Source organism: Ferrovum myxofaciens (genome assembly GCF_000735045.1).
In the GTDB taxonomy this organism is placed as follows: Bacteria; Pseudomonadota; Gammaproteobacteria; order Burkholderiales; family Ferrovaceae; genus Ferrovum; species Ferrovum myxofaciens.
Genome location: NZ_JPOQ01000009.1, coordinates 22,691 through 45,379 on the forward strand (window position 1 = coordinate 22,691; position 22,689 = coordinate 45,379).

Annotated in this window: 24 protein-coding genes; 12 read left to right on the top strand and 12 right to left on the bottom strand. The window is 58.8% G+C overall.

The window, feature by feature from the left end; genetic code table 11:
* Positions 1-13 precede the first annotated feature (13 nt).
* The 5 genes from IV91_RS0102155 (at position 14) to lipA (ending at position 3,834) form a co-directional block, all read left to right on the top strand.
* Positions 14-1,141 (top strand): D-alanyl-D-alanine carboxypeptidase family protein, encoded by a 1,128-nt coding sequence (locus IV91_RS0102155; RefSeq protein ID WP_031595656.1) that lies wholly within the window; start codon positions 14-16, stop codon positions 1,139-1,141.
* The gene (locus IV91_RS0102160; protein WP_031595658.1) at positions 1,138-1,980 is read left to right on the top strand and encodes a D-amino acid aminotransferase; all 843 of its coding nucleotides are present in this window, start codon (positions 1,138-1,140) and stop codon (positions 1,978-1,980) included. Before IV91_RS0102155 ends, IV91_RS0102160 begins: the two co-directional genes overlap by 4 nt.
* Positions 1,973-2,245: a YbeD family protein gene (locus IV91_RS0102165; RefSeq protein ID WP_031595660.1), complete on the top strand. Its 273-nt coding sequence runs from the start codon at positions 1,973-1,975 to the stop codon at positions 2,243-2,245. Before IV91_RS0102160 ends, IV91_RS0102165 begins: the two co-directional genes overlap by 8 nt.
* A gap of 96 nt (positions 2,246-2,341) precedes the next feature.
* Entirely contained in the window at positions 2,342-2,905 is a 564-nt protein-coding gene (gene lipB / locus IV91_RS0102170; protein ID WP_082783060.1) for a lipoyl(octanoyl) transferase LipB, read from the top strand.
* Positions 2,906-2,907: 2 nt separating this feature from the next.
* A complete protein-coding gene (gene lipA / locus IV91_RS0102175; protein WP_031595663.1) occupies positions 2,908-3,834 on the top strand; it encodes a lipoyl synthase in 927 nt (308 codons plus the stop codon).
* A 3-nt stretch (positions 3,835-3,837) separates the two neighbouring features.
* Here the strand turns inward: lipA and IV91_RS0102180 are convergent, their stop codons facing one another.
* Genes IV91_RS0102180 through IV91_RS0102205 form a run of 6 tightly spaced genes read right to left on the bottom strand, consistent with a single transcriptional unit; the run spans position 3,838 to position 9,882 of the window.
* Positions 3,838-4,386, bottom strand: a complete 549-nt coding sequence (locus IV91_RS0102180) for a septal ring lytic transglycosylase RlpA family protein (protein ID WP_051861879.1) — start codon at positions 4,384-4,386, stop codon at positions 3,838-3,840.
* 23 nt (positions 4,387-4,409) lie between these two features.
* A complete protein-coding gene (rodA, locus tag IV91_RS0102185) occupies positions 4,410-5,504 on the bottom strand; it encodes a rod shape-determining protein RodA (RefSeq protein ID WP_031595666.1) in 1,095 nt (364 codons plus the stop codon).
* Positions 5,497-7,380, bottom strand: coding sequence for a penicillin-binding protein 2 (mrdA, locus tag IV91_RS0102190; protein WP_031595668.1), 1,884 nt, complete (start codon positions 7,378-7,380; stop codon positions 5,497-5,499). Before mrdA ends, rodA begins: the two co-directional genes overlap by 8 nt.
* 1 nt (position 7,381) lies before the next feature.
* Complete coding sequence (gene mreD / locus IV91_RS0102195; protein WP_051861881.1) at positions 7,382-7,909, bottom strand: rod shape-determining protein MreD; 528 nt, start codon at positions 7,907-7,909, stop codon at positions 7,382-7,384.
* A gap of 1 nt (position 7,910) precedes the next feature.
* Positions 7,911-8,816 (bottom strand): rod shape-determining protein MreC, encoded by a 906-nt coding sequence (gene mreC / locus IV91_RS0102200; protein WP_031595671.1) that lies wholly within the window; start codon positions 8,814-8,816, stop codon positions 7,911-7,913.
* Between the two features lie 22 nt (positions 8,817-8,838).
* A complete protein-coding gene (locus tag IV91_RS0102205; RefSeq protein ID WP_031595672.1) occupies positions 8,839-9,882 on the bottom strand; it encodes a rod shape-determining protein in 1,044 nt (347 codons plus the stop codon).
* Between the two features lie 73 nt (positions 9,883-9,955).
* Between IV91_RS0102205 and gatC the strand changes: the two genes are divergently transcribed.
* The 7 genes from gatC to pyrE are packed head-to-tail and all read left to right on the top strand — an operon-like array spanning position 9,956 to position 16,877.
* Positions 9,956-10,249 carry an Asp-tRNA(Asn)/Glu-tRNA(Gln) amidotransferase subunit GatC gene (gene gatC, locus IV91_RS0102210; protein ID WP_031595673.1) on the top strand — a complete coding sequence of 98 codons (294 nt, stop codon included), beginning with the start codon at positions 9,956-9,958 and terminating at the stop codon, positions 10,247-10,249.
* A 9-nt stretch (positions 10,250-10,258) separates the two neighbouring features.
* On the top strand, positions 10,259-11,728 hold the full coding sequence (gene gatA, locus IV91_RS0102215; protein WP_031595674.1) for an Asp-tRNA(Asn)/Glu-tRNA(Gln) amidotransferase subunit GatA: 1,470 nt from the start codon (positions 10,259-10,261) through the stop codon (positions 11,726-11,728).
* Complete coding sequence (gatB, locus tag IV91_RS0102220) at positions 11,725-13,161, top strand: Asp-tRNA(Asn)/Glu-tRNA(Gln) amidotransferase subunit GatB (protein WP_031595675.1); 1,437 nt, start codon at positions 11,725-11,727, stop codon at positions 13,159-13,161. Before gatA ends, gatB begins: the two co-directional genes overlap by 4 nt.
* Before the next feature lie 9 nt (positions 13,162-13,170).
* Complete coding sequence (gene metX, locus IV91_RS0102225; protein ID WP_031595676.1) at positions 13,171-14,313, top strand: homoserine O-succinyltransferase MetX; 1,143 nt, start codon at positions 13,171-13,173, stop codon at positions 14,311-14,313.
* Positions 14,310-14,897, top strand: coding sequence for a methionine biosynthesis protein MetW (gene metW / locus IV91_RS0102230; protein WP_031595677.1), 588 nt, complete (start codon positions 14,310-14,312; stop codon positions 14,895-14,897). Before metX ends, metW begins: the two co-directional genes overlap by 4 nt.
* Positions 14,898-14,933: 36 nt before the next feature.
* Positions 14,934-16,178: an AmpG family muropeptide MFS transporter gene (locus IV91_RS0102235; protein WP_051861883.1), complete on the top strand. Its 1,245-nt coding sequence runs from the start codon at positions 14,934-14,936 to the stop codon at positions 16,176-16,178.
* 42 nt (positions 16,179-16,220) lie between these two features.
* The gene (gene pyrE, locus IV91_RS0102240; RefSeq protein ID WP_031595679.1) at positions 16,221-16,877 is read left to right on the top strand and encodes an orotate phosphoribosyltransferase; all 657 of its coding nucleotides are present in this window, start codon (positions 16,221-16,223) and stop codon (positions 16,875-16,877) included.
* On the opposite strand, the gene ptsP is transcribed toward pyrE, so the two are convergent.
* The 6 genes from ptsP to IV91_RS0102270 form a co-directional block, all read right to left on the bottom strand.
* Positions 16,858-18,594 (bottom strand): phosphoenolpyruvate--protein phosphotransferase, encoded by a 1,737-nt coding sequence (ptsP, locus tag IV91_RS0102245; RefSeq protein ID WP_031595680.1) that lies wholly within the window; start codon positions 18,592-18,594, stop codon positions 16,858-16,860. The two genes, pyrE and ptsP, sit on opposite strands and share 20 nt — an antisense overlap.
* A gap of 1 nt (position 18,595) precedes the next feature.
* The gene (locus tag IV91_RS0102250; protein WP_031595681.1) at positions 18,596-18,865 is read right to left on the bottom strand and encodes an HPr family phosphocarrier protein; all 270 of its coding nucleotides are present in this window, start codon (positions 18,863-18,865) and stop codon (positions 18,596-18,598) included.
* A 32-nt stretch (positions 18,866-18,897) separates the two neighbouring features.
* Positions 18,898-20,217, bottom strand: coding sequence for a phosphate regulon sensor histidine kinase PhoR (phoR, locus tag IV91_RS0102255; RefSeq protein ID WP_031595682.1), 1,320 nt, complete (start codon positions 20,215-20,217; stop codon positions 18,898-18,900).
* A 69-nt stretch (positions 20,218-20,286) separates the two neighbouring features.
* Positions 20,287-20,976 carry a phosphate regulon transcriptional regulator PhoB gene (gene phoB, locus IV91_RS0102260; RefSeq protein WP_031595683.1) on the bottom strand — a complete coding sequence of 230 codons (690 nt, stop codon included), beginning with the start codon at positions 20,974-20,976 and terminating at the stop codon, positions 20,287-20,289.
* A 109-nt stretch (positions 20,977-21,085) separates the two neighbouring features.
* A complete protein-coding gene (locus tag IV91_RS0102265) occupies positions 21,086-22,240 on the bottom strand; it encodes a THUMP domain-containing class I SAM-dependent RNA methyltransferase (protein WP_031595684.1) in 1,155 nt (384 codons plus the stop codon).
* An 8-nt stretch (positions 22,241-22,248) separates the two neighbouring features.
* The gene (locus IV91_RS0102270; RefSeq protein WP_031595685.1) at positions 22,249-22,668 is read right to left on the bottom strand and encodes a CopD family protein; all 420 of its coding nucleotides are present in this window, start codon (positions 22,666-22,668) and stop codon (positions 22,249-22,251) included.
* Between the last annotated feature and the right edge of the window lie 21 nt (positions 22,669-22,689).

Below are 22,689 nucleotides of genomic sequence, written 5' to 3' on the forward strand. Positions count from 1 at the left end.
GCACGTACAGGTCATGCGGTTATTCTTCTTGATGCTTTTTTGGTTGGCCGGGGTGACTGCGGCTTTCGCCGATACCCCCTTGGTGGCGCCTTTCATCGCAGCCCGTGCCTATACCCTGGTGGAGGTGGAAAGCAACCAGCCCCTGGCCAGTTTGAACCCCGATCAGCGGATGGAGCCCGCCTCACTCACCAAACTCATGACCGCGTATTTGGTCTTCAAGGCTCTGCGGGAACAGAAAATCAATCCGGAACAGCGGGTGTTTCCCTCCACTCATGCCTGGCATATGCCCGGTTCCCGCATGTTCATCCAGGCAGGCAAAGCGGTGAGCGTCACGGATCTTCTGCATGGTTTGATTATCCAGTCGGGTAATGATGCGGGGGTGGCTCTGGCCGAAACCGTGGGAGGAACGGAAGAAAAATTTGTGGAACGGATGAATGCCATGGCCCATGCCATGGGCATGGAGAATACCCATTTCGTCAATGCCACGGGGTTGCCCGATGACCAGCATTACAGTACCGCCCGTGACCTGGGGATCCTGGCACAAGCGCTGATTCGGGATTTCCCTGAGTACTACCCGCTCTATGGGCAGAAGGAGTATACCTATGACGGGATCACGCAACCCAACCGCAACCGTTTGTTGTGGATCGATCCCTCCGTGGATGGGTTGAAAACCGGACATACGGATTCTGCAGGTTTTTGTCTGATTGCTTCGGCGCGGCGCGGCGAGCGGCGCTTGCTGGCGGTGGTACTGGGAACCAATAGCGATCTGGCCCGCACCAATGAAAGTCAAAAGTTGCTCAACTGGGGGTTTCAGGCTTTCGAATCCCGTACTCTTTTTCGAAAGGGGGTGCCGGTGCGTGTCCTGGATGCTTACAAGGGGGGGAAGTCCACGGTTTCCGTGGGGTTTGCACGGGATATCTGGGTAACCACGCCCATTGGACATGAAAAAGAGACCCGGGAAGTGTTGACCACCCTGCAGCCCGTGGTGGCACCGGTGGATGTTGGCCAGAAAATGGGGGCCCTGAAAGTCTATTATGCCGAGCAGTGGGTGAATGGGGCAGATTTGGTGGCGTTGGAAAGTATTCCGGCCGGGAATGTTTTTACACGCACGTGGGATACAGTGAGGTTGATGCTGAAATGAGCCAGGTTTACCTGAATGGTGTCTTTCTGCCTCTGGAAGAGGCGCGGGTTCCGGTGCTGGATCGGGGTTTTCTGTTTGGGGATGGGGTTTATGAGGTGATCCCGGTGTATGGGCGAAAGCCCTTGGCGTTGGAGGCCCATCTCGACCGTTTGGAACATTCCCTGGCCGGGATTCGTCTGGACAACCCTCTGGTGCGAACCGCCTGGGTGTCCCTGCTGGAACGTCTGATTCAGGAAGCGACCACGGACGACCAGTCCCTCTATCTTCAGGTGACTCGCGGCGTGGCTCCGCGGGACCATGGCTTCCCCCTCCAGGTTCCTCCCACGGTATTTGCCATGAGCAAGCCTTTGACGCCGGTGCCGCCGGCATGGGTGCAGGCAGGGGTGGCCGCGGTGACTCGGGTGGATGATCGGTGGCTGCATTGTGATTTGAAGACCACGGCGCTGTTGGCCAATGTGCTGTTGCGACAGCAGGCGCTGGATGAGGGCGCGGTGGAATGCCTGTTGTTGCGCACCGGTTTTCTGACCGAAGGGGCGGCCAGCAATGTGGTGCTGGTGGTGGAGGGAGTGCTGTGTTCTCCGCCCCGGAACCATCTTCTCCTCGCCGGAATCACGCTGGACCTGGTGCTGCATCTGGCGGTGCAACTGGGGATTGCCCATGCCGAACGCCCCATCCGTGAAGAGGAGTTGCGTTCCGCCGAAGAAATCTGGATCACCTCCAGCACCCGAGAAATGGTTCCGGTAACCAGGCTAGACGGAAAGCCTGTGGGAACAGGTCAACCCGGCCCCATTGGGCTGCGTTTGCTGAGTGCCTATCAGGCGTTGAAAAGTCATGGCTGAGGTCCCCCGTGAGGAGATATTCGAGTTTCCCTGCGAATTTCCTCTCAAAGTGATGGGATTGAGAACGGAAGGGTTTGCCCAGACGGTACTGGATATCGTCCTGCAGTTCGTTCCGGATTTTTCTGCGGAAAATCTGGAGATGCGGGCCAGTTCCGGGGGAAAATACCTGAGTGTGACCTGTACCTTCAGGGCGACCTCGCGGGAACAACTGGACGGTTTGTATCGGATTTTATCCGGCCATCCGGACGTGGTCATGGTACTGTAATTGAACAGTTTTCCCGCTGGCCAAAGGGAACGGTTTGAACGCTGGGTCACCCGTAGTTTCCCTGCCCCGCTGGCCTATGAAACCGTTTGGCAGGCCATGCGTGACTGGACTGCTCAGCGCCAGGCGGATACCCTGGATGAGTTGTGGGGACTGGAACATCGGCCGGTTTACACGTTGGGCCAGGCAGGGCAACGGAGTTACCTGCACCACACCGGGAGGATTCCCGTGGTGGAGACGGATCGCGGCGGTCAGGTCACCTATCACGGCCCGGGACAGGCCATCGTGTATTGTCTGGTGGATCTGCGTCGGCGTGCACTGGGCATCCGGGCGCTGGTGCACCATTTGGAAGAAGCCGTGATTTCGATCCTGGAGCCCTACCAGATTCAGGCTCAAAGACGAAGTGGAGCCCCTGGAGTCTATGTGGGGGAAGCCAAAGTGGCGGCCCTGGGGCTGCGGGTGAGCCAGGGTTGCTGTTATCATGGGGTGGCCCTCAATGTGGCCATGGATCTGGAGCCTTTTGCGGGCATCGATCCCTGCGGGTTGAAGGGCACCCCGGTGACACAGACAAGGGATCTGGGAGTGACAGAAACGCTTCCCGTATTGCGCGCAGCGCTCATGCAGAAAATACGGCAGCAACTGGATGGGGAGGAGGGCCGGTGAGTATGAAGGAAAAGGGGGCGCTCAAGACAGCGCGCATCCCCATCAAGGTTCAACCCCAGGCACTCCAACCCAAGCCTGCCTGGATCCGTGTCAGGATTCCCACGGGGGAAAAGTTTCAGGCGGTGCGTACCCTGTTGCGGGAAGAGAAATTGCATACGGTGTGCGAAGAAGCGGCCTGTCCCAACATCGGGGAGTGTTTCAGCGGGGGAACCGCCACCTTCATGATTCTGGGGGATCGCTGTACGCGCCGTTGCCCTTTCTGTGACGTGGGTCATGGACTACCCGATCCGGTGGACCCCCAGGAGCCCCAGCGTTTGGCGCGCAGCATCCGGCGTCTGGGGTTGCGTTTCGTGGTGGTGACCAGTGTGGATCGGGATGATTTGCGCGATGGCGGGGCAGGGCATTTCGTGGCCTGTATTCAGGCCATTCGGGCCGCTTCTCCCGCCACTCGAGTGGAAATCCTGGTGCCGGATTTTCGGGGTCGCCTGGAAACGGCGCTGGAACTGCTGAGTCAGGCACCGCCCCAAGTATTCAACCATAACCTGGAAACCGTTCCCCGTCTTTATCCTTCGGTCAGACCGGGAGCCGATTATGGACATTCCCTCCACCTGCTGCGTTCTTTCAAAGCGTTGCATCCCTCGGTGGCAACCAAATCCGGACTCATGCTGGGATTGGGTGAAACTCTCGAGGAAGTGCGGGCGGTCATGGCAGACCTGCGGGCGCACGGAGTGGAGATGCTGACTCTGGGGCAGTACCTGCAACCTTCCCTCCATCATTTGCCGGTGACCCATTACTGGGCGCCGGAGGTATTCGAGCAACTGGGAGAGGACGCCCGGAGGCTCGGCTTCAGTCAGGTGGCCTCGGGGCCGCTGGTGCGTTCCAGTTATCACGCCGAAAGCCAGGCCACCGGCGCCCCGCTGACTCTCTGAACGTCATTTCGGGAAAATCCGTTCCACTTCCACCCATGCGGAACCTTGATTGACAAAGCCCAGTTTCCAGGCGGCGGTATAGGTGAGATCGATGATCCGGTCGGACTTGAAAGGGCCCCGGTCATTGACTCGCACCACCACCGATTTGCGGTTGGCCAGATTCGTGACCCGGACGTAGCAGGGGAGCGGCAGCGTGGTACTCGCCCCGGTCATTCCGTACATGTCATAGAGTTCTCCGGTGGAGGTTTTCTGGTTGTGGAACTTACGCCCATACCAGGAGGCCATCCCCTGGACTTTATAGGGTTTATTGGAGAGGTCGGGGACATAGACCTTGCCGAGGGCCGTATAGGGGCGGTTGGCAAACTTGTTCAAGGGCTCCTTTCTGGGCACGGCATCGGGAATGTCGGCCAGATCGGCGGGGGGATGAAGACCTGGACCATCGGTCTTATAATGTCCCCCCTCCTGAGGCGCATGGGACACGGGCGCAGGCGGCGGCGTGGTGCTGCACCCGGCCAGGATGACCAGGATCAGGCTCAAGCGCAGCATGTTCATGAGGTGTATTTTCTGGTGTGATGTCATTGTTTGACCAATTTTCGGTGGTGATGCACGCTCATCAAGAACCCCACACTGCTGAACAAGGTGACCAGGGAGGTACCTCCGTAACTGAGAAAGGGCAAAGGGACCCCCACCACGGGCAAAATTCCACTGACCATGCCCATGTTGACGAAAGTATAGGTGAACAAAGTCATGGACAGCGCTCCTGCCATGAGGCGGGAAAAAGGCGTGGATCCCTCGTTGGCGATGTAAAAGCCACGGGTGATCAACACCAGCATGGCCCCCAGAAAAACCAATTCTCCCATTAAACCGAATTCTTCGCCAAACACGGCAAAAATGAAATCCGTGGTGTGCTCCGGCAAAAAATCCAGATGGGACTGAGTACCCTGTAACCAGCCTTTCCCCAGCACTCCCCCGGAACCGATGGCGATCATGGCTTGCAGGGTATGGTAGCCTGCCCCCAGAGGATCCTGAGTGGGGTCGAGAAAAACGAGGATGCGGTTTTTCTGATAACCGTGCAAGAGGGGCCAGATCAGCGGAAGAGCCGCCAGGGCAAGGGCGCTCAGGAGTCCCATCACTTTCCAGGGCAAACCGGCAAAATAGAGGATGTAGAACCCGGAACTGGCGATGAGGAGCGCGGTGCCCAGATCGGGTTGACGCAGGACCAGGCCCACCGGAACCAGGAGCATCAGGCCCGCCACCACAAAATCACGCCAGTTCAGGGTGCGGGAACGCCACTCGAAAAAGGCGGCCAGGGCCATGGGCAGAGCCAGTTTCATCAATTCCGAGGGTTGCACATGCAAGGGGCCAAGGTGCAGCCAGCGCCGGGCGCCATGACTGACTTCTCCAAACAGGGCGACGGCAATCAGGGCCAACAGGGCCAGCCCATACAAGGGGAAAGCCAGACGTTCCAGGATCTGGGGATTGGTCCGGGCCACCAGTCCCATCACCCCGAAGGCCAGTGCCAGATTGCGCACCTGACTCAGTACTTTGCTCAATTCTTCCCCTGAGGCGCTATAGAGCACAATCAGGCTGAACAGGACGAGAAACAGGGTCGTATGGAGCAAGGTCCGGTCCATGGGCGCGATCCAGAGGGTATAGGCGCGCTTAATCATGGGGTACGGCAGTGGGGGCGGCAGGGGGTGGCCGTTTGCCCAGCAGATAATAGTCGAAAACCTGGCGCGCAATGGGCGCAGCCGTGGAGCCGCCGTGACCGCCGTTTTCCACCAGAACGGCCACGGCCAGACGGGGGTGATCTGCCGGCGCATAGGCGATGAACAGGGCATGGTCGCGATTATGTTCGGTCAGAGCGCTGGCATTGTACTTTTCGCCCTGGCGGACGCCGACCACCTGAGCCGTGCCGGTTTTCCCGGCCATCGAATAGAGGGCGCCCGCCCCGGCCTGAGCAGCGGTTCCGCCGGGTTTCATGACTCCGACCATGGCGTTTCGTACGGTTTCCAGGTCCTCCGGGCGGAAGGTGAGAGTCTGGCTGACTTTGGGTGCGATAAGGGTAATCTTGCCGGATTCTGCATGACGAATGGCCCGCACCAGATGAGGAGTCATGCGTTTCCCCTGGTTGGCCAGCATGGCCGTGGCCACCGCCAGTTGCAGGGGAGTCGCCAGTACATAGCCCTGACCGATACCGCTGATGACCGTATCCCCTGCATACCAGGCCTGATGATATTTTTTTTGTTTCCAGACGGTGGAGGGGTAAAGTCCGGCCACTTCCCCATCCAGGTCGATGCCGCTTTTTTGTCCAAATCCAAACAAAGTAAAGAAATCATGCATTCTGTCGATGCCCATTTCGTTGGCCAGACTATAGTAATAGGTGTCACAGGACTGAATGATGGAAATTGTCATGTCCACCTTGCCGTGCCCTCCCTCGCGCCAATCCCGGTAGTGATGGCTGCTGCCGGGAAAGGAAAAATAACCGGGATCGTACAGGACATAGTCGGCACTGCGTACCTTCAGTTGCAGTGCGGCCAGGGCCATGAAGGGCTTGACGGTGGAGCCGGGGGGGTATTGTCCGCGCAGGGCGCGGTCATTGAGGGGGTGGTCGGGGGAGGTATTGAGGTCATTCCAGTGCTCCTGATCGATTCCGTCCACGAATAAATTGGGATCAAAGCCCGGTTGACTGACAAAGGCCAGTACTTCACCCGTCTCCGGGTCGATGGCCACCAGAGCCCCATGCTGGAGTCCAAAGGCTTCCTCCGCCACTTGTTGCAGTTTGGCGTCGATGGTCAGATACAGGTCGTCTCCGGAAACCGGAGCAGTTTGAGCCAGGCTGCGCAGCCCATGTCCTGCGGCATCGGTTTCCACCTGTTCGGAGCCGGTCGTCCCGTGCAGGAGTGATTCGTAATGACTTTCGATGCCCTGTTTACCGATATGGTTGGTGCCTCGATACTGGTCGCTCAGGTCTTCATCCTCCAGACGGTCCTGATCCTCTTCGTTGATCCGGCTGATATAGCCGATCAGATGGGAGGCATGTAGGCCTAAAGGATAGGTACGGGTGAGGCGGGCTTCGATGTCCACCCCAGGGAAACGGTAGCGATTCACGGAAAAGCGCGCGACTTCTTCTTCCGTGAGATGGGTGCGGATGGCAACGGGAGTCAGCCCGTGACTTTCATCGCGCATTTTCTGGAACAACTTGCGATCCGAGGGGGTGATGGTTACTAAGCGGGTCAAGGCTTCCAGGGTGGCAGAAATATCCGGACAGAGATGGGGGGTGATTTCCAGATCAAATTCGTAACGATTCTCTGCCAGCACCACGCCATGGCGATCGAGGATCAGGCCTCGTTGAGGAACCAGGGGAACGATGGCAATTCGATTGGCTTCTGCCAGGGTATGGTAATGGCGCTGGGCCACGATTTGCAGCCAGGCCAGGCGGGCGATCAGGGCCAGGAACAGAACCATGACGAGCCACCAGGTGACGCCCAGGCGAAAGCGAAAATTCCATCGTTCCTGATGCGGATCGCGCAGGGGGGGCGACATGTCAGGGGGACTGCGGGGGCGCAGCAGGACGCGGGGCACGTTCCAGCAGGAGGGGCAGGAACGGCCACCCCAGGGCCCCCAGCAAGGGCTGGATCACCCACCAGGCCCAGTTGGGCCAGGAGTATCCCAGCAGGCCGTTCACCAATCCTTCCAGCCATTGGGTCAGCAGAAGCAACATCAGTACGTGCAGCACCTGGTTGAGGCGATAAAAGGACAGAATGCGCGGTCGATAGTACTGAACCAGAACGTAGAGGGTGGAATACGTCAGGGCGTGCACGCCCAGCACATGACTTTGTGCCACATCACTCAATATCCCCAGCAGGAAAGCGCTGCCGGCACCCATCACGGTGGGTTCAAAGACCCCCCAATAGATCAGGAGCAGCGCCGTGGCATCGGGACGTATCCACAGTCCCCAACCTTCCCAGGGCAGAAAAAGAAAAATCAGACTCAATCCCAGGCTGGTGCGAATCCACCCGCGCGAGGGAGAAACACGCAGGGTTGTCGCAGAGAGGGAGGTAATGGAGTCCATGTCAGGGTTTTTTATGAATCGGAGGATGGGGCGGGTTGTCCAGAGGGGGCAGATTCTGGAAAGCCGTATTGGGGGCCATGACCAGCACGTCGGGATAAGTATCGGTGCCGGCGTTGACGCGCGCAGTGATTTCGACAAATGCGGAAGAGGGATGGCGCGTGACGGAAGTCAGGGTGGCAACGGTCAATCCCCTGGGATACAGGCCGTCGATGCCGGAGGTGAGCAGAAGATCCCCGACCTTGACATCGGTTTGTGACGGGACATAGGGCAAGGAAAGTTCCCCTTGATGGCCGGTTCCCATGGCCAGGGTACGCAGTCCGGTGCGCTCGATTTCCACGGGAATGGTCAGGTTGCGGTTACTGATCAGGGTGACTTCGCTTTCGTCGGGGTAGACACGCGTGATTTGTCCCATCAATCCCTGATCGGTCAGGACGGGAGAGCCGGCCTGGATGCCCTGACTCTCCCCGCCTTCCAGCAGGACCTTCTGGACGAAGGGGTTGCGCGCGCTACTGATGAGTCGGCAGACTCGCCCGGTAAATCGGGGGGTGCTTCCGAGTTGCATCAGGGCGTGTAACCGGGTCAGGTCTCGGGTCAGGAGGGTGGCTTGTTGAACCAGTGCGGCTTGCCCCAGCAATTCATGACGCAGGGCATTGTTTTCGGCCTGCAGGCGTTCCAGGGTCGTCAGATGGCGACCGATTTCCCGTTCGGTCCAGAGGGGAACCCGGGCCAATTCCTGGAGCGGAAGGGTCCAGATCCGCAGGATCTGGTGAACCTTTTCCAGTCGGTGATAATGATGGTCGAGAAGAATGCACGCCAGGGCGAGCAGGCCATAAATCCCGCTCCGCAGCCAGAGGGGGGCGGCTGGTCGCGAAAACAGATCGTTGGGGCGGGATTTTAGGGTCGACATGCCAGACCGCAGTAGAACGCCATCAATCGGAAGTGAAGACCACGCCCAACTTGTCGATATCCTCCAGAGCCTGACCGCAGCCGCGTACCACACAGGTCAGGGGATCTTCTGCGATCAGAACAGGAAGTCCGGTTTCTTCGATGAGGAGGCGGTCGATGTCGCGCAGCAGTGCGCCCCCTCCAGTGATGACCATGCCGCGCTCGGCGATATCCGCCCCCAGTTCAGGAGGGGTTTGCTCGAGTACCTGATGGACAGTGCCGATGATGTTGTTCAGGGGGTCGGTGAGGGCCTCGAGGATCTCGTTGCTGGAAATGGTGAAGGTACGCGGGACTCCTTCCGACAGGTTGCGTCCCTTGACCTCGATTTCCCGGACCTCCGAACCCGGAAATGCGGAGCCGATTTCTTTTTTGATCTGTTCGGCGGTGGTTTCACCGATCAGCATGCCGTAATTGCGACGAATGTAGTTGATGATGGCTTCGTCAAACTTGTCCCCGCCCGTGCGCACCGAGGAAGCATAGACCAGGCCTCCCAATGACATGACCCCCACCTCCGTGGTGCCGCCGCCGATATCCACTACCATGGAGCCGGTGGCTTCGCGCACCGGCAGGTTTGCCCCGATGGCTGCCGCCATGGGTTCCTCGATCAGGAACACTTGACGGGCCCCGGCGCCCAGAGCAGACTCGCGAATGGCGCGGCGCTCCACCTGGGTGGACCCGCAGGGCACACAGATGATGATGCGTGGACTGGGTGAAAGCAGGCGGGATTCATGTACCTGGCGGATAAAATATTTGAGCATCTGCTCAGTGATGGTAAAATCTGCAATGACCCCGTCCTTCATGGGGCGGATGGCGGTGATGTTGCCCGGCGTGCGCCCCAGCATGGCTTTGGCAGCAAGACCGACGGCCTGGATGACTTTTTTGCCATGATTTTCGCGGTCATGGCGAATTGCAACCACCGAGGGTTCATTGAGTACGATGCCCTTGCCGCGCGAGTAGATCAGGGTATTGGCAGTCCCCAGATCTATGGCGAGGTCAGTGGAAAAATAACCGCGCAGAAATTCGAACATGATGCTCCCTTGGATACAGGATCAAAGCCCCTTATGATACGCGATTACACCATTCCTTTCCACGGGAGGTTCCTTGTCTGATTCGTTGAATGAAAGTTCCCTGCGTCATCTGGCACGTTTGGCCTGTATCGAACTGAGTGCAGAGGAGTTGGATCGCTTGCCGGCCCGGTTCCACAGCATTCTGGGTCTCATCGATCGCCTGCAGCAAGTGGATACCCAGGGAGTCAAACCCCTGGCTCAGTCCTTTGATCTGACCTTGCGTCTGCGGGACGATGAAATCACCACCCGGGACCAGCGCGCACAATTTCAATCCCTGGCCCCCGAAGTGGCGGACGGCCTGTATCTCGTTCCCCGAGTCATCGAATAAGGGCTTCTCATGAATCTTGATGACACCTCATTGCGCATGCTCTGCGCAGGATTACGCGAGCGTACCTTTTCCAGCGAAGAGTTGACCCAGGCTTACCTGCAGCGTATCGAACAGTACAATACGCGTCTGGGTTGTTTCATTACGGTGGACCCCGAACGTTCCCTGTCCCAGGCCCGTGCCGCCGATATACGCCTGGCGCGGGGAGAGGGGGGGCCGTTGCTGGGCATCCCGGTGGCGCACAAGGATATTTTCTGTACCGAGGGCTGGCTGACCACCTGTGGTTCGCGCATGTTGTCCAATTTTGTGGCTCCCTACGATGCCCATGTCATCCAGCGTTTCAAAGAGGCTGGCTCGGTCATTCTGGGGAAAACCAACATGGACGAATTTGCCATGGGGTCGAGCAATGAAACCTCTTTTTATGGTCCGGTGCACAATCCCTGGCAACTGACCCATGTGCCGGGGGGCAGTTCCGGGGGCTCTGCGGCGGCTGTGGCTGCCCGTTTGGCTCCCTTGGCAACGGCTACGGACACGGGCGGATCCATTCGTCAGCCTGCAGCCTTCTGCGGGATCAGCGGGCTCAAACCCACCTATGGACGGGTTTCCCGTTATGGCATGATTGCCTTTGCCTCCAGTCTCGATCAGGGTGGGCTCATGGCGCCCAGCGCGGCAGATTTAGCCTGGAGTCTGGGTACCCTGACGGGATTCGATGAACGGGATGCCACTTCGGTGGCGCGTCCAGAGGAAGACTTTGGTGCCCAACTGGAACACTCCCTGGAAGGATTGCGCATCGGTTTGCCCCGTCAGTATTTTGGTTCGGGCATCGCTCCCGGGGTGGCACAGGCCGTGGAGGAAGCCCTGCGCGTCTATGAATCCCGGGGTGCCCGACTTGTGGAAGTGGATCTGCCGCACAGCGAGCTGTCGGTGCCGGTTTACTATGTACTGGCGCCTGCCGAAGCCTCCAGCAACCTGTCCCGCTATGATGGCGTACGCTACGGATGGCGCGCGTCACAGTACGGCGATCTCAATGAAATGATCGCGCGCAGTCGGGCCGAAGGGTTTGGCGCAGAGGTCAAATTGCGCATTTTGACCGGTGCCTATGTGTTGTCCCAAGGGTATTATGATGCCTACTACTTGCAGGCCCAACGGGTACGCCGCCTCATCCAGCAGGATTTTTTACAGGCTTTTGAACAGTGCGACGTGTTGATGGGGCCCACCACACCCAGTACGGCTTTCCGTTTTGGCGACAAGGGCAGTGACCCGGTTCAGATGTATCTGTCCGACATCTTCACCATTGGAGTCAATCTGGCAGGCTTGCCAGGCATGTCCATTCCGGTGGGGTTCGATGGTCAGGGACTGCCTGTGGGGTTGCAACTGATCGGACCCCACTTCAGCGAGGCGCGCCTTCTGGCCGTTGCCCACGGGTATCAACAGGCAACCGATTGGCATGCCCGGGTTCCCGGGCGGGGAGAACAAGCATGAAGTGGGAAATGGTCATCGGGCTGGAAACCCATGTGCAGTTGGCAACCCGTTCCAAAATGTTTTCCGGTTCCCCCACGGCTTTTGGTGCGCCTCCGAATGTTCAGGCCAATGCGGTGGATCTGGCCCTGCCCGGCGTTTTGCCGGTTCCAAACCGGCAGGCCGTGGCCCAGGCCATCCGCTTTGGTCTGGCGGTGGGCGCACAGATCAATCCGCGTTCGTGGTTCGAGCGCAAGAATTATTTTTATCCCGATCTGCCCAAGGGATATCAGATCAGCCAGTACGAGGAACCGGTGGTCAAAGGCGGTGTGGTGACCTTTGCCCTGGAGGGCGTGCCTCATCAGGTACTCCTGACCCGGGCGCATCTGGAAGAGGATGCGGGCAAGTCGTTGCACGAAGATTTTCATGGGCGTTCCGGTATCGATTTGAACCGTGCCGGGACTCCCTTGCTTGAAATCGTGACGGAACCGGTGATGCGCAGCGCAGCGGAAGCGGTGGCGTATGCCCGTACGTTACATCAACTGGTGACCTGGATCGGGATATGCGATGGCAACATGCAGGAGGGATCGTTCCGGTGCGATGCCAATGTCTCGGTGCGGCCCCAGGGGCAGGTGGCGTTTGGGACGCGTTGTGAAATCAAGAATCTGAATTCCTTCCGTTTTCTGGAACAGGCCATTCTGCATGAATTTGAACGGCAGGTGGAGTTGTTGGAAAGCGGGGGGAAAGTGGTTCAGGAAACCCGCCTGTACGATCCGGAACGGGATGAGACACGCTCCATGCGTTCCAAGGAGGATGCCCAGGATTATCGTTATTTCCCGGATCCGGATCTGCCGCCTCTGTGTATCGATGAGGCATGGATCGAGCAGGAACGGGCTGCCTTGCCGGAATTGCCGGCGGCCCTGGCGCAGCGTCTGCAGACCCGGTTTGGTCTGTCGGTCTATGATGCCGGTTTGCTCACCGCCTCTCGGGAATGGGCCAACTATTTTCTGACCCTGATGGCGGAAGGCACCCTGGATCCCAAACTCTGCGCCAACTGGATGACGGGGGAGTTGGCCGCCACCCTCAAGCGCACCGGGCGGGAGGTGCAAGATTCCTCGGTGAGCGCCCCTCAACTGGCGGCTTTGCTGCGGCGGATCCAGGACGGCACCTTGTCGGGCAAGATGGCCCGGGAAGTGTTCGAGATTGTGTGGCAGGAGGGGGGAGAGGTGGATGCGCTCATTGCGGCCCGTGGTCTTTCCCAGGTATCGGACAGCGGGGTGCTGGAAAAATTGATCGATGAATTACTGGCGGCTCACCCCGCCCAGGTGGAAGAGTTTCGCGCGGGCAAGGACAAGGTTTTCGGGTTTTTTGTGGGCCGTGCCATGAAGGCCAGTGAGGGGCGGGCCAACCCGCAACAACTCAATGAGTTGCTGCGCCGCAAATTAAGTGGATCCTGAGCGTACGTGATGACCCGGACTGCATCCTCTGTTGGCATCGTCTTCCCGCAAGTGGCGTATTTCGATGTTCCTTTGCGCCTGTCCTCCGGCACCGTATTGCCCCACTACCAACTGGTGTATGAAACCTACGGGGTCCTCAACGAAAGGAAGGACAATGCCATTCTGGTTTGTCATGCCCTGTCCGGTTCCCATCATGTGGCCGGTCAATATGCCGGGGATCTTCATGGGGTGGGTTGGTGGGAAAACATGGTGGGGCCCGGTAAACCCGTGGATACGGAGCGGTTTTTTGTGATCGGGGTCAATAATCTGGGGGGCTGTCATGGTTCCACGGGTCCCTCCAGTTTGAATCCGGTGACGGGACAGCCTTATGGGGCGAGTTTTCCATTTCTGACGGTGGAAGATTGGGTCGAGTCCCAGGCCCGTCTGGCGGACCATTTGGGAATTTCCACCTTTGCTGCAGTGATGGGGGGCAGTCTGGGGGCCATGCAAGCCCTGCAATGGACGATTCGTTTCCCTGAACGGGTTCGTCATGCCCTGATCATTGCCGCTGCTCCTTGTCTTTCTGCCCAGAATATCGGCTTCAATGAAGTGGCGCGTCAGGCCATTACCAGCGATCCCCATTTCTACGGTGGAGATTTCTATGCGCAGGGAGTCGTGCCGGAACGGGGGCTGCGTCTGGCCCGGATGTTGGGGCATATCACCTACCTGAGTGATGATGCCATGATGACAAAGTTCGGGCGGGAATTGATCGGAGGAGCGCCCCATTTTTCCCTCGAAGTGGAATTCGAAATTGAATCCTACCTGCGCTATCAGGGAAAAAAGTTTTCGGAACGGTTTGATGCCAATACCTATCTGATCATGACCAAGGCCCTGGATTACTTTGATCCGGCACGCGCCACGGGCGGTGATCTGGCACAGGCGCTGCAGCCTGCGCGCGCGCAGTTCCTGGTTCTGTCCTTTACCACGGACTGGCGTTTTTCCCCCGCCCGCTCCCGTGAAATCGTCCAGGCTCTGCTGGATAACCGGGCGGTGGTGAGTTATGCGGAAATCGATTCCAATCAGGGGCATGATGCTTTTTTGATGGAAAATGAGGATTATTTCGCAGTGATGTTCGCCTATCTTGAACGGATTGCCGGGGAGTGCCGCCCATGATCCGCGCCGACTACGAACTGATTGCCCAGGGTGTGTCTGTGGATAGTCGGGTGCTCGATCTGGGCTGTGGGGATGGTCAGTTGCTGGCCCACCTCCAACGGGTTCGACGGGTCAGCGGCTATGGCATCGAAATCATTCCGGAACAGGTGGTGGCGGCTTTGCGCCAGGGTGTTTCGGTGTTGCAGGTCAATTTGGAAGAAGGGTTGTCGGGTTTTTCCGATCATTCCTTCGATACCGTGATCCTTTCCCAAACGTTGCAGGCCATGCGTCACACGGAAGAAATTTTGCGTGAAATGTTGCGGGTGGGGCGCGAAGGTATCGTCACTTTTCCGAATTTCGGTTACTGGAAACACCGCTGGCAGGTTTTGAATGGAACCATGCCCAAGTCTGTGGATATGCCCTACGAATGGTATGACACCCCCAATGTCCACCTGTGTACGCTCCATGATTTCGAGGCGTTGTGCGCCCGTAGCGGCGTACAGGTCATGGAGCGGCGGGTGATGAATCCCTCGGGTCATACCGTGGAACTCATGCCCAACCTGTTGGGTAGTCTCGCCTACTATCGTATCCGCTTCCGGGGTTGAGTGCCATGTATCCCTCTGGGTCGTAGGCAGGGTTTGATGCGCGCCGGTTTCCTGAAGGGGCGTGACGGCGTTCGGACCTTGGGGGTCCTTCTTTTGCTCGGGTTTTCCTCCGGCCTCCCGCTTTCCCTGAGTGGCGCCACCCTGCAAGCCCGCCTGACCATGGAGGGGGTTCCGTTGACGCAGATTGGCTGGATCACTCTGGCGGGGCTTCCCTATACCCTCAAATTTCTTTGGGCACCCTGGCTGGACCGATTTTCTTTGCCCTTTTTGGGACGACGGCGGGGCTGGATACTGGTGACCCAATTCATGACTTTGGGTCTGATCCTGGTTTTGGGGCACACTCAAAGTTCGGCTCCTCCCGCCTTGCTGGCCTCCATTGCCCTGGGGTTGGCGCTGGCCTCCGCCACCCAGGACATTGTGGTGGATGCCTACCGGACCGATCTCCTGCCTCCAGAGGCGCGGGGATTGGGTGCCAGTGCGGCCATGCTGGGTTATCGTCTGGCCATGCTGTGCGCGGGGGCCCTGGCCTTGGTGTGGGCGGCCAAAGTGGGCTGGGCAGGCACCTACGATGTGATGGCCCTGGCCCTGGGAGTGGGTATCCTCGGGACCCTCTGGGCGCGGGAACCCGAGGCTCCTGCGCCGGTGCAGGGATCCTGGCGCGAAACCATGACGGGACCGTGGCAAGATTATTTTGGCCGTCCCGGTGCCCGTGCCCTGCTGAGCCTGGTGGTGTTGTACAAACTGGGGGATGCCCTGGCCTTTGCGCTGTCTTCTGTTTTCCTTTTGCGCGGATTGGGTTTTGGTCTGGCTGAAGTCGGGAGCATTGGCAAGGGGGTGGGGTTGATGGCCACCCTGGGGGGCAGTTTTGTGGGCGGCATGCTGATGCTCCGTTGGGGAATTTACCGCAGCCTGTGGTATTTTGGCTGGATTCAGGGGTTGGCGACCCTGTCCTTTGTGGGATTGGCGGCCTGGGGGCATCACTTCCCGGCCATGGTGGGGGCGGTTTTTCTCGAGAACTTCACCAGCGGTATGGGAACCAGCGCCTTTGCCGCCCTGCTCATGAGTTTGTGCACCCCGCGCTATAGCGCGACCCAGTTTGCGCTGCTCTCGGCGCTGGCGGCCATCGGGCGGGTTTCCATGGGGCCGGTGGCGGGCTGGTTGTCGGAATGGGCGGGCTGGGAGGTGTATTTTCTGGTGGCGACCGTGGCGGCTCTGCCTGGGTTAGGGCTGTTGTGGGCTTTGCGACGGGATATTCGGGCCCTGGAGTGCAAAGGTCCTTGATTGAAATGCTTTAACCGACTATTGGAGTCATGGGAGATGGGAGTGAGTGATTTTTCTGAGCGTTTCATCGCCTTTGCCGTGGAGCGGCAGGTGATTCGGTTTGGTGAGTTCAAGACCAAGGCGGGGCGCCTGTCGCCCTATTTTTTCAACGCCGGGTTGTTCAATACGGGGGCGGCCTTGGCAACTCTCTGCGAATTTTATGCCGATGCCATCGAGGCTCAGGCGCCTCCCTTCGATCTTCTCTTCGGACCGGCCTACAAGGGAATTCCCCTGGTGGCGGGCATCGCCCTGACGCTGGCCCGCCGGGGACGGGATGTGCCCTTTGCCTACAACCGCAAGGAAGCCAAGGATCATGGGGAAGGCGGTGTTCTGGTGGGGGCTGACCCACAGGGGAAGCGCGTATTGATCGTGGATGATGTAATTTCAGCCGGGACCTCCGTGCGCGAATCGGTGGTTCTGCTCAACCAGGTCCAAGCCCTGCCGGCAGGGGTGGTGATTGCCCTGGATCGCATGGAACGGGGTCAGGCTGAACTGTCCGCCACTCAGGAAGTAACCCACCAATGGGGGCTCCCTGTCTGTAGCGTGGCGACCCTCGATCATCTGGTGGCCCATCTGGCCAGGGATTCAACCCAGATCGAGACCCTCGGGCGTGTGCACGCCTATCGCCAGCAGTATGGTATCAGCACACCTGCTGATTGAGGCGGGTCAGAATTTCCTCCAGTTTGTCGGGATCATGGGTGGAGAGCATGCGCTTCACCGGGTTCTGGAGGTCGGCCAGGCTGGTTTTCAGAATGACCTGCTTGACTTCGGGCAGGTGAGCGGGATGCATGGAGAATTCACGCAGACCGAAGCCGAGGAGCAAACGGGTCATGGTGGGGTTGCCGGCCATTTCCCCGCAGATGGCAATGGGTTTGCCGGCTTTCTGGGCGGTGCGCAGGGTATGGGCAATGAGCATCAGGACCGCCGGATGGAGCGGGTCAAAAAGATGCGCCACCGCATCGTCGGTGCGGTCGATGGCCAGGGTATACTGAATCAGGTCATTGGTGCCAATGGACAAAAAGTCCAGTTTGTCCAGAAACAGGGGGAGGGCCAGGGCCGCCGCCGGAACCTCGATCATGCCGCCAATGGGGAGATGAAGATTGAAGGGAATGGCTTGTTGGGTGAGTTCGGCCTTGGCCTGTTCCACCAGGGTCAGGGTCTGGAGCAATTCGGAGCGGCTGGAGAGCATGGGCAGGAGCATCTGGACCTGACCAAAGTGAGAAGCGCGCAGAATGGCGCGGATTTGAGTCAGGAAAATCTGGGGTTCGGCGAGGCAGTAACGAATGGCCCGTAGTCCCAGCGCCGGGTTCAGGGTGGAAACGATGCCGCTGGGTTCCACGGGTTTGTCGGCACCGATATCGAGGGTGCGAATGGTGACGGGCAGTCCACGCAAGGCCTCGGCGACTTGTCGATAGGCATGAAATTGTTCCTCTTCGCCTGGCAGGCTGGAACGGTTCATGAACAGGAATTCGGTGCGGAACAGGCCGATGCCCCGTGCGCCGCTTTTTTTGACGGCATCCACGTCTCCGGGCATCTCGATGTTGGCGAGCAGTTCGATGGGCGTTCCATCCAGTGTGGTGGCACGGGTGGTGCGTAGACGCTTCAGTTTTTGCCGTTCCAGGGACCATTGTTCCTGACGCAGGCGATATTCGGCCAGAATCTGGTTGTCCGGATTTACAATGACGACCCCCGCCATGCCGTCCACGATCAGGAGTTCTCCTTCGCGAATCATTTGCCAGGCATGGTGAAGGGCCACGACGGAGGGAATTCCGAGGCTGCGTGCCAGAATGGCGGTATGGGAAGTCGCCCCGCCAATATCGGTAATGAAGGACTGGAAGGGGTGTTCCTTGAACAGAACCATATCTGCCGGGCTCAGGTCGTGGGCCACCAGAATTCGGTCTGCCGCTTCGTGATGGGCGGGGAGGTTTGGCGCAGGTTGTCCGGTCAGTGCCTTGAGCACGCGTTCGCCCACTTGCCAGATATCGTCCCGACGTTGGCGCAGGTAGGGGTCCTCCATTTCTTCGAACTGACGGATCAGGTTGTCCAGTTGTTGTTTCAATGCCCATTCGGCATTGCAGCCCTGGGTTTGAATACACTGCTTGGGCGTGCGTGCCAGCATCTCATCCTTCAGGATGAGTCGATGTAATTGCAGAAAGGTTGCCATTTCGGCAGGGGCCCCGAGCGGGATTTGCCGTTCCAGTTCTTCGAGTTCCTGGGTGACTTGGTGCAGAGCCTGTTCGAAGCGTTGAATCTCGGCAGGGCGCTGCTCGGGAAGCACGATATAGCGGGTGACTTCCAGAGTGGTTTGGGAAAACAGGTGCGCCCGTCCGATGGCAATGCCGTGGGCGACTGCGCTGCCATGAAGCGCAAAACTCATCTCATTCTCCCTCGTCGAAACGGTTTTCGATCAAAGTGGCCAGCGCCTGGAGTGCTTCCGTTTCTTTTTCTCCGCAGGTTTCCAGCGTGACCCAACTACCCCGGCCTGCCGCCAGCATCATGACGCCCATGATGCTCTTGGCATTGACCTGTCGTCCATTGCGTCCGATCCGGACCTCACAGGGATAGGCCGAGGCGGTTTGCGATAATTTAGCGGAAGCACGGGCATGGAGCCCGAGTTTGTTGATGATCTGGATATCCTGGGAAGGCATGGCGGGTCTCTGGAAAAAGTCTTTCCATTCTATCAGGGCCGTTCGTTTTCGGGCAGTCCCAGACGATGGGCAGGAAAACGAAGGGCAAAAGTGCTGCCTTTGTCCGGCTGACTGTCCACGATGAGGGTGAGATCGTGATGCAGGGCGATTTGCTTGACAATGGACAATCCCAGGCCCGTCCCCCCGGTATCCCTGGAGCGGGCCTGATCCACCCGATAGAAGCGTTCCGTGAGACGGGGAATATGTTCGGCAGCGATGCCAATGCCCGTGTCCTGTACCGTAAAAATCCCCTCTTCCCCTTCTTCCCGCCAGGACAGTGTGATTTGTCCTCCCGGCGGGGTATAGCGCACTGCATTGGCCACCAGGTTACCGAAGGCGCTCGAGAGTTCCGATTCGATTCCCAGCAGGGTACGATGATCGAAATCACCCTGGGTATCGATGGTATGCTGCCCTTGGCTCAACTGGTGGGCAGTCAGCAGCATTGGAGTGAGCAAGGCGGAAAGGGGAATGGGGGTGAGCGGCGCGACTCCGGTTTGGCTTTCCAGACGGGACAGAGAGAGCAATTCTTCCACCAGTCGGCGCATCCGGTCGGTCTGGGTTTCCATGATCTGAAAAATGCGTTCCTGAGTGGCGGGCGGCAGTGGGTCACTGTCTTGCAGGGTTTCGATGAACCCCCCCACTACGGTGAGGGGAGTGCGCAGTTCATGGGAAACATTGGCCACGAAATCCCGTCGTACTTTTTCATCCCGTTCCCATTGGGTGATGTCCTGGGTGACCAGCATCCGTTCATCGATGCTGTAAGGAATGAGTTGCAAGGCCAGGGAGAGGTCCTGTTGGGCGCGTCGATGCAGGATACTGCGTTGGTCGGGGGCTGGTTTCTGGTCCAGGAAGTTCTGGAATTCGGTTTGGCGGATGAGATAGGACAGACTTTGACCTCGATCCTGCTCCAGGTAAATCTGTAAATGAGCTTCTGCAGCAGGATTGCACCAGAGAATACGGTGGGTTTGATCGAGGATCACGATTCCGCTGGGCAGCAGGGTCAGGACCTGCTGGAAACGTTCGATGGCCTCCTTCCGGCGGATCTGGTTCTCATCGATGCGCTTCTCCAGGGAATGCAACCGTCCGAAAACCTGTTCCCAGGTTCGTCCCGGCTGGTATCCCGGAGAGAGTTGCTGTTCCTGAAGCCAGTGGTGCAGGGTTTGTAACTTCCAGGCATCCCGTGCCGCCACGGCAGCCATGAACAGGGCCAGCAGTCCCAGGCCCCAGGCCCAGCCCCAAAGAGCGGTGATCCCGGCACATAAAACCAGAACCGTGACGAGAACCCCCAGGACGTATTTGACAAACGACCGCATGATCCATCAACCTGAAAAAAACTTGAAGACTAGAGAGTATCATCCACGCCGGGGTTGGGGGGGATCTGCTCAGGTAAGGGCTGTCAGGCGGTAACCCGCTCCCCGAACGGTTTGCAAAAACCGGTCATGATCGGTGGTTTCCAGGGCCAGACGGAGACGGCGGATGTGGACATCCACTGTGCGTTCTTCAATGAAAACGTGATCTCCCCAGACATGATCGAGAATCTGGGTCCGGGAATAGACCCGCTCCGGGTGGGTCATGAAAAAGTGGAGCAACTTGAATTCGGTGGGTCCCAAGGGGATCTCTGTGCCCCCGGCGTGCACCCGGTGGGTGGTGGGGTCCAGAGACAGGGTCTTGAAAAGAACCGGATCCTCTGTTATCTGGGGGGCGCGCCGACGCAACACGGCTTTGATGCGCGCATTCAGTTCCCGAATGGAGAAGGGCTTGGTGATGTAATCATCCGCGCCGGATTCCAGTCCGAGCAATTTGTCCGATTCATCCACCCGTGCCGTCAGCATGATGATGGGGACGCGCTGTGTCCGCTGGTGGGCGCGCAGGCGCCGGACCAAATCCAGTCCGCTCATGCCCGGTAACATCCAGTCCACCAGAATCAGGTCGGGAAGCATGTCCTGTACGCGGGAAAGGGCCTCCAGTCCGTTGGCGGCGACCTCGGTTTCGTGACCGGCCTGAGCCAGATTGAGGGTGATCAATTCCTGAATGGCGACCTCGTCTTCCACGACCAGAATATGGGCTCCCAAATTCGCCTCCATAGGGGGAATTAAATCGATATGCGTGTCCATGAGGAAGTGTTATACACCCCTCATGTGACTGTCATATTACAGCAAGACGCGGGCGCGCTTCTTCCCTTCAGGAGCGGTTTGACCCTTGCACCAGGGGAATGCGGAACAAGCGACATTCGAGGGCACCATTGTACAGGGGGGTACGGCGCGTGACCTTGAGATGCAGGGATTTGGGGAGCGTCAGGTCAGCGCTGAACAGGCAGGCCGTCCAGCCGGCATAACGCTGTTTCAGGGTATTGCCCAGGGCGGGATAGAACAGGGACAACTCTGCCTGTTCTCCGAGCCGCACCCCATAGGGCAGGTTGCTGAGGAGCAGCCCCGAAGGACAGGGAGGGGAAGACTCCAGCACGTTGACCTGCTTCAGGCTCACACACCCTTCCAGTCCGGCAGCAGCCAGATTGAGACGGGTGAGTTCCAGGGCATCGCCCTTCAGATCCTGGCCCCACAGGGGTAAAGGGGTAGGCGGCAGGACCCGGGCATGGGCTTCCTCGAGCAAGGCGGGCCAATGCTGGGTCACCGGCCACGAACGCAGATGTTCAAAGGCAAAGGAGCGGTTCAGTCCCGGCGCGCGCTGCAGACTCTGCTCCGCTGCCTCCAGCAGGATCGTGCCTGCGCCGCAGAAGGCATCCAGCAGGGGCAGACCCGGTTGCCACTGGGCCAGAGCCAGCAGGCCCGCTGCCAGGTTGCGCTTCAGGGGGGCATCCCCGGCCTCTGGTCGTGTCCCGCGTTTGAATAGCCCGTCGCCCGAGGTATCCAGAGACAGGGTGAAATGGGTGGCATCCAGAAACAGATAGACGCGGATTTCCGGTTGATGGGTATCGATGGAAGGACGCTGACCCTGTTGCGCGCGAAAGTGGTCGCAGATGGCGTCCTTGATGCGGAGCGTGGCAAAATCCAGACTACGCAAGGGAGAATGATGGGCCCGGGTATCCACCTTCAGGGTTTGTTCCACGCAGAACCAGTCACTCCAGGGCAAGGCCATGGCCTGATCGTAAAGATCCTGTTCGGAATGATAGGTGCCCTTGGCCACTTGCCAGAGAACCCGACTGGCGAGGCGACTTTCCAGATTGACGCCCATGGCCAGGCGATAACTTCCCGTGAAGCCCACGCCGGAGTCCCGGGGCGTAATATCCTGGGCCCCCAGGGAAGCCAGTTCCTGGGACAGTACGTCTTCCAGTCCGCGCGGGCAGGGGCAGAAAAAAAATTGGTTGAGAGGATTCATGGAAAGACTCAGAAGGGTTTGAAGACCGCCAAAATGACCACGGGGATGAGAACCAGTACCGGAAATTCGTTGAACCAGCGGTACCAGACATGGCCGTGGGCGCTGAGGTTCCGGGCAAAGGCTTTGACCAGGGCACCGCACCAGACATGATAGGCCACCAGCAAGGTTACGAGGGCCAGTTTGGCATACAGCCAGCCGCCCCGGTCATCCAGTCCAAAGGCCATGAACAAACCGGAAAGAAGGGTAAATACGCCACCCGGGGTGGTGATGCCCCAGAATAATTTGCGCTCCATGATCTTGAAGCGTTCCCGTCCCAGTGTATCCGATTCCGGGCATTGTGCGTGATAGACGAAGAGGCGAGGGAGGTAGAACAGTCCGGCAAACCAGGTCACCATGGCCATGATATGGAAGGATTTGATCGAAAGCAGCAGCACAGGTTTCTCGAAGGA

What these genes read in the sequence shown, in the direction of transcription:
- IV91_RS0102265 (WP_031595684.1), bottom strand. Translation starts at nt 22,240, where the DNA reads ATGAATCCTCTCAACCAATTTTTTTTCTGCCCCTGCCCGCGCGGACTG.
- IV91_RS0102160 (WP_031595658.1), top strand. Translation starts at nt 1,138, where the DNA reads ATGAGCCAGGTTTACCTGAATGGTGTCTTTCTGCCTCTGGAAGAGGCG.
- IV91_RS0102205 (WP_031595672.1), bottom strand. Translation starts at nt 9,882, where the DNA reads ATGTTCGAATTTCTGCGCGGTTATTTTTCCACTGACCTCGCCATAGAT.
- IV91_RS0102155 (WP_031595656.1), top strand. Translation starts at nt 14, where the DNA reads ATGCGGTTATTCTTCTTGATGCTTTTTTGGTTGGCCGGGGTGACTGCG.
- lipA (WP_031595663.1), top strand. Translation starts at nt 2,908, where the DNA reads ATGAAGGAAAAGGGGGCGCTCAAGACAGCGCGCATCCCCATCAAGGTT.
- rodA (WP_031595666.1), bottom strand. Translation starts at nt 5,504, where the DNA reads ATGATTAAGCGCGCCTATACCCTCTGGATCGCGCCCATGGACCGGACC.
- mrdA (WP_031595668.1), bottom strand. Translation starts at nt 7,380, where the DNA reads ATGTCGCCCCCCCTGCGCGATCCGCATCAGGAACGATGGAATTTTCGC.
- gatA (WP_031595674.1), top strand. Translation starts at nt 10,259, where the DNA reads ATGAATCTTGATGACACCTCATTGCGCATGCTCTGCGCAGGATTACGC.
- IV91_RS0102235 (WP_051861883.1), top strand. Translation starts at nt 14,934, where the DNA reads ATGCGCGCCGGTTTCCTGAAGGGGCGTGACGGCGTTCGGACCTTGGGG.
- ptsP (WP_031595680.1), bottom strand. Translation starts at nt 18,594, where the DNA reads ATGAGTTTTGCGCTTCATGGCAGCGCAGTCGCCCACGGCATTGCCATC.
- metX (WP_031595676.1), top strand. Translation starts at nt 13,171, where the DNA reads ATGACCCGGACTGCATCCTCTGTTGGCATCGTCTTCCCGCAAGTGGCG.
- metW (WP_031595677.1), top strand. Translation starts at nt 14,310, where the DNA reads ATGATCCGCGCCGACTACGAACTGATTGCCCAGGGTGTGTCTGTGGAT.
- phoR (WP_031595682.1), bottom strand. Translation starts at nt 20,217, where the DNA reads ATGCGGTCGTTTGTCAAATACGTCCTGGGGGTTCTCGTCACGGTTCTG.
- IV91_RS0102180 (WP_051861879.1), bottom strand. Translation starts at nt 4,386, where the DNA reads ATGAACATGCTGCGCTTGAGCCTGATCCTGGTCATCCTGGCCGGGTGC.
- gatB (WP_031595675.1), top strand. Translation starts at nt 11,725, where the DNA reads ATGAAGTGGGAAATGGTCATCGGGCTGGAAACCCATGTGCAGTTGGCA.
- mreD (WP_051861881.1), bottom strand. Translation starts at nt 7,909, where the DNA reads ATGGACTCCATTACCTCCCTCTCTGCGACAACCCTGCGTGTTTCTCCC.
- IV91_RS0102250 (WP_031595681.1), bottom strand. Translation starts at nt 18,865, where the DNA reads ATGCCTTCCCAGGATATCCAGATCATCAACAAACTCGGGCTCCATGCC.
- mreC (WP_031595671.1), bottom strand. Translation starts at nt 8,816, where the DNA reads ATGTCGACCCTAAAATCCCGCCCCAACGATCTGTTTTCGCGACCAGCC.
- lipB (WP_082783060.1), top strand. Translation starts at nt 2,342, where the DNA reads ATGCGTGACTGGACTGCTCAGCGCCAGGCGGATACCCTGGATGAGTTG.
- IV91_RS0102165 (WP_031595660.1), top strand. Translation starts at nt 1,973, where the DNA reads ATGGCTGAGGTCCCCCGTGAGGAGATATTCGAGTTTCCCTGCGAATTT.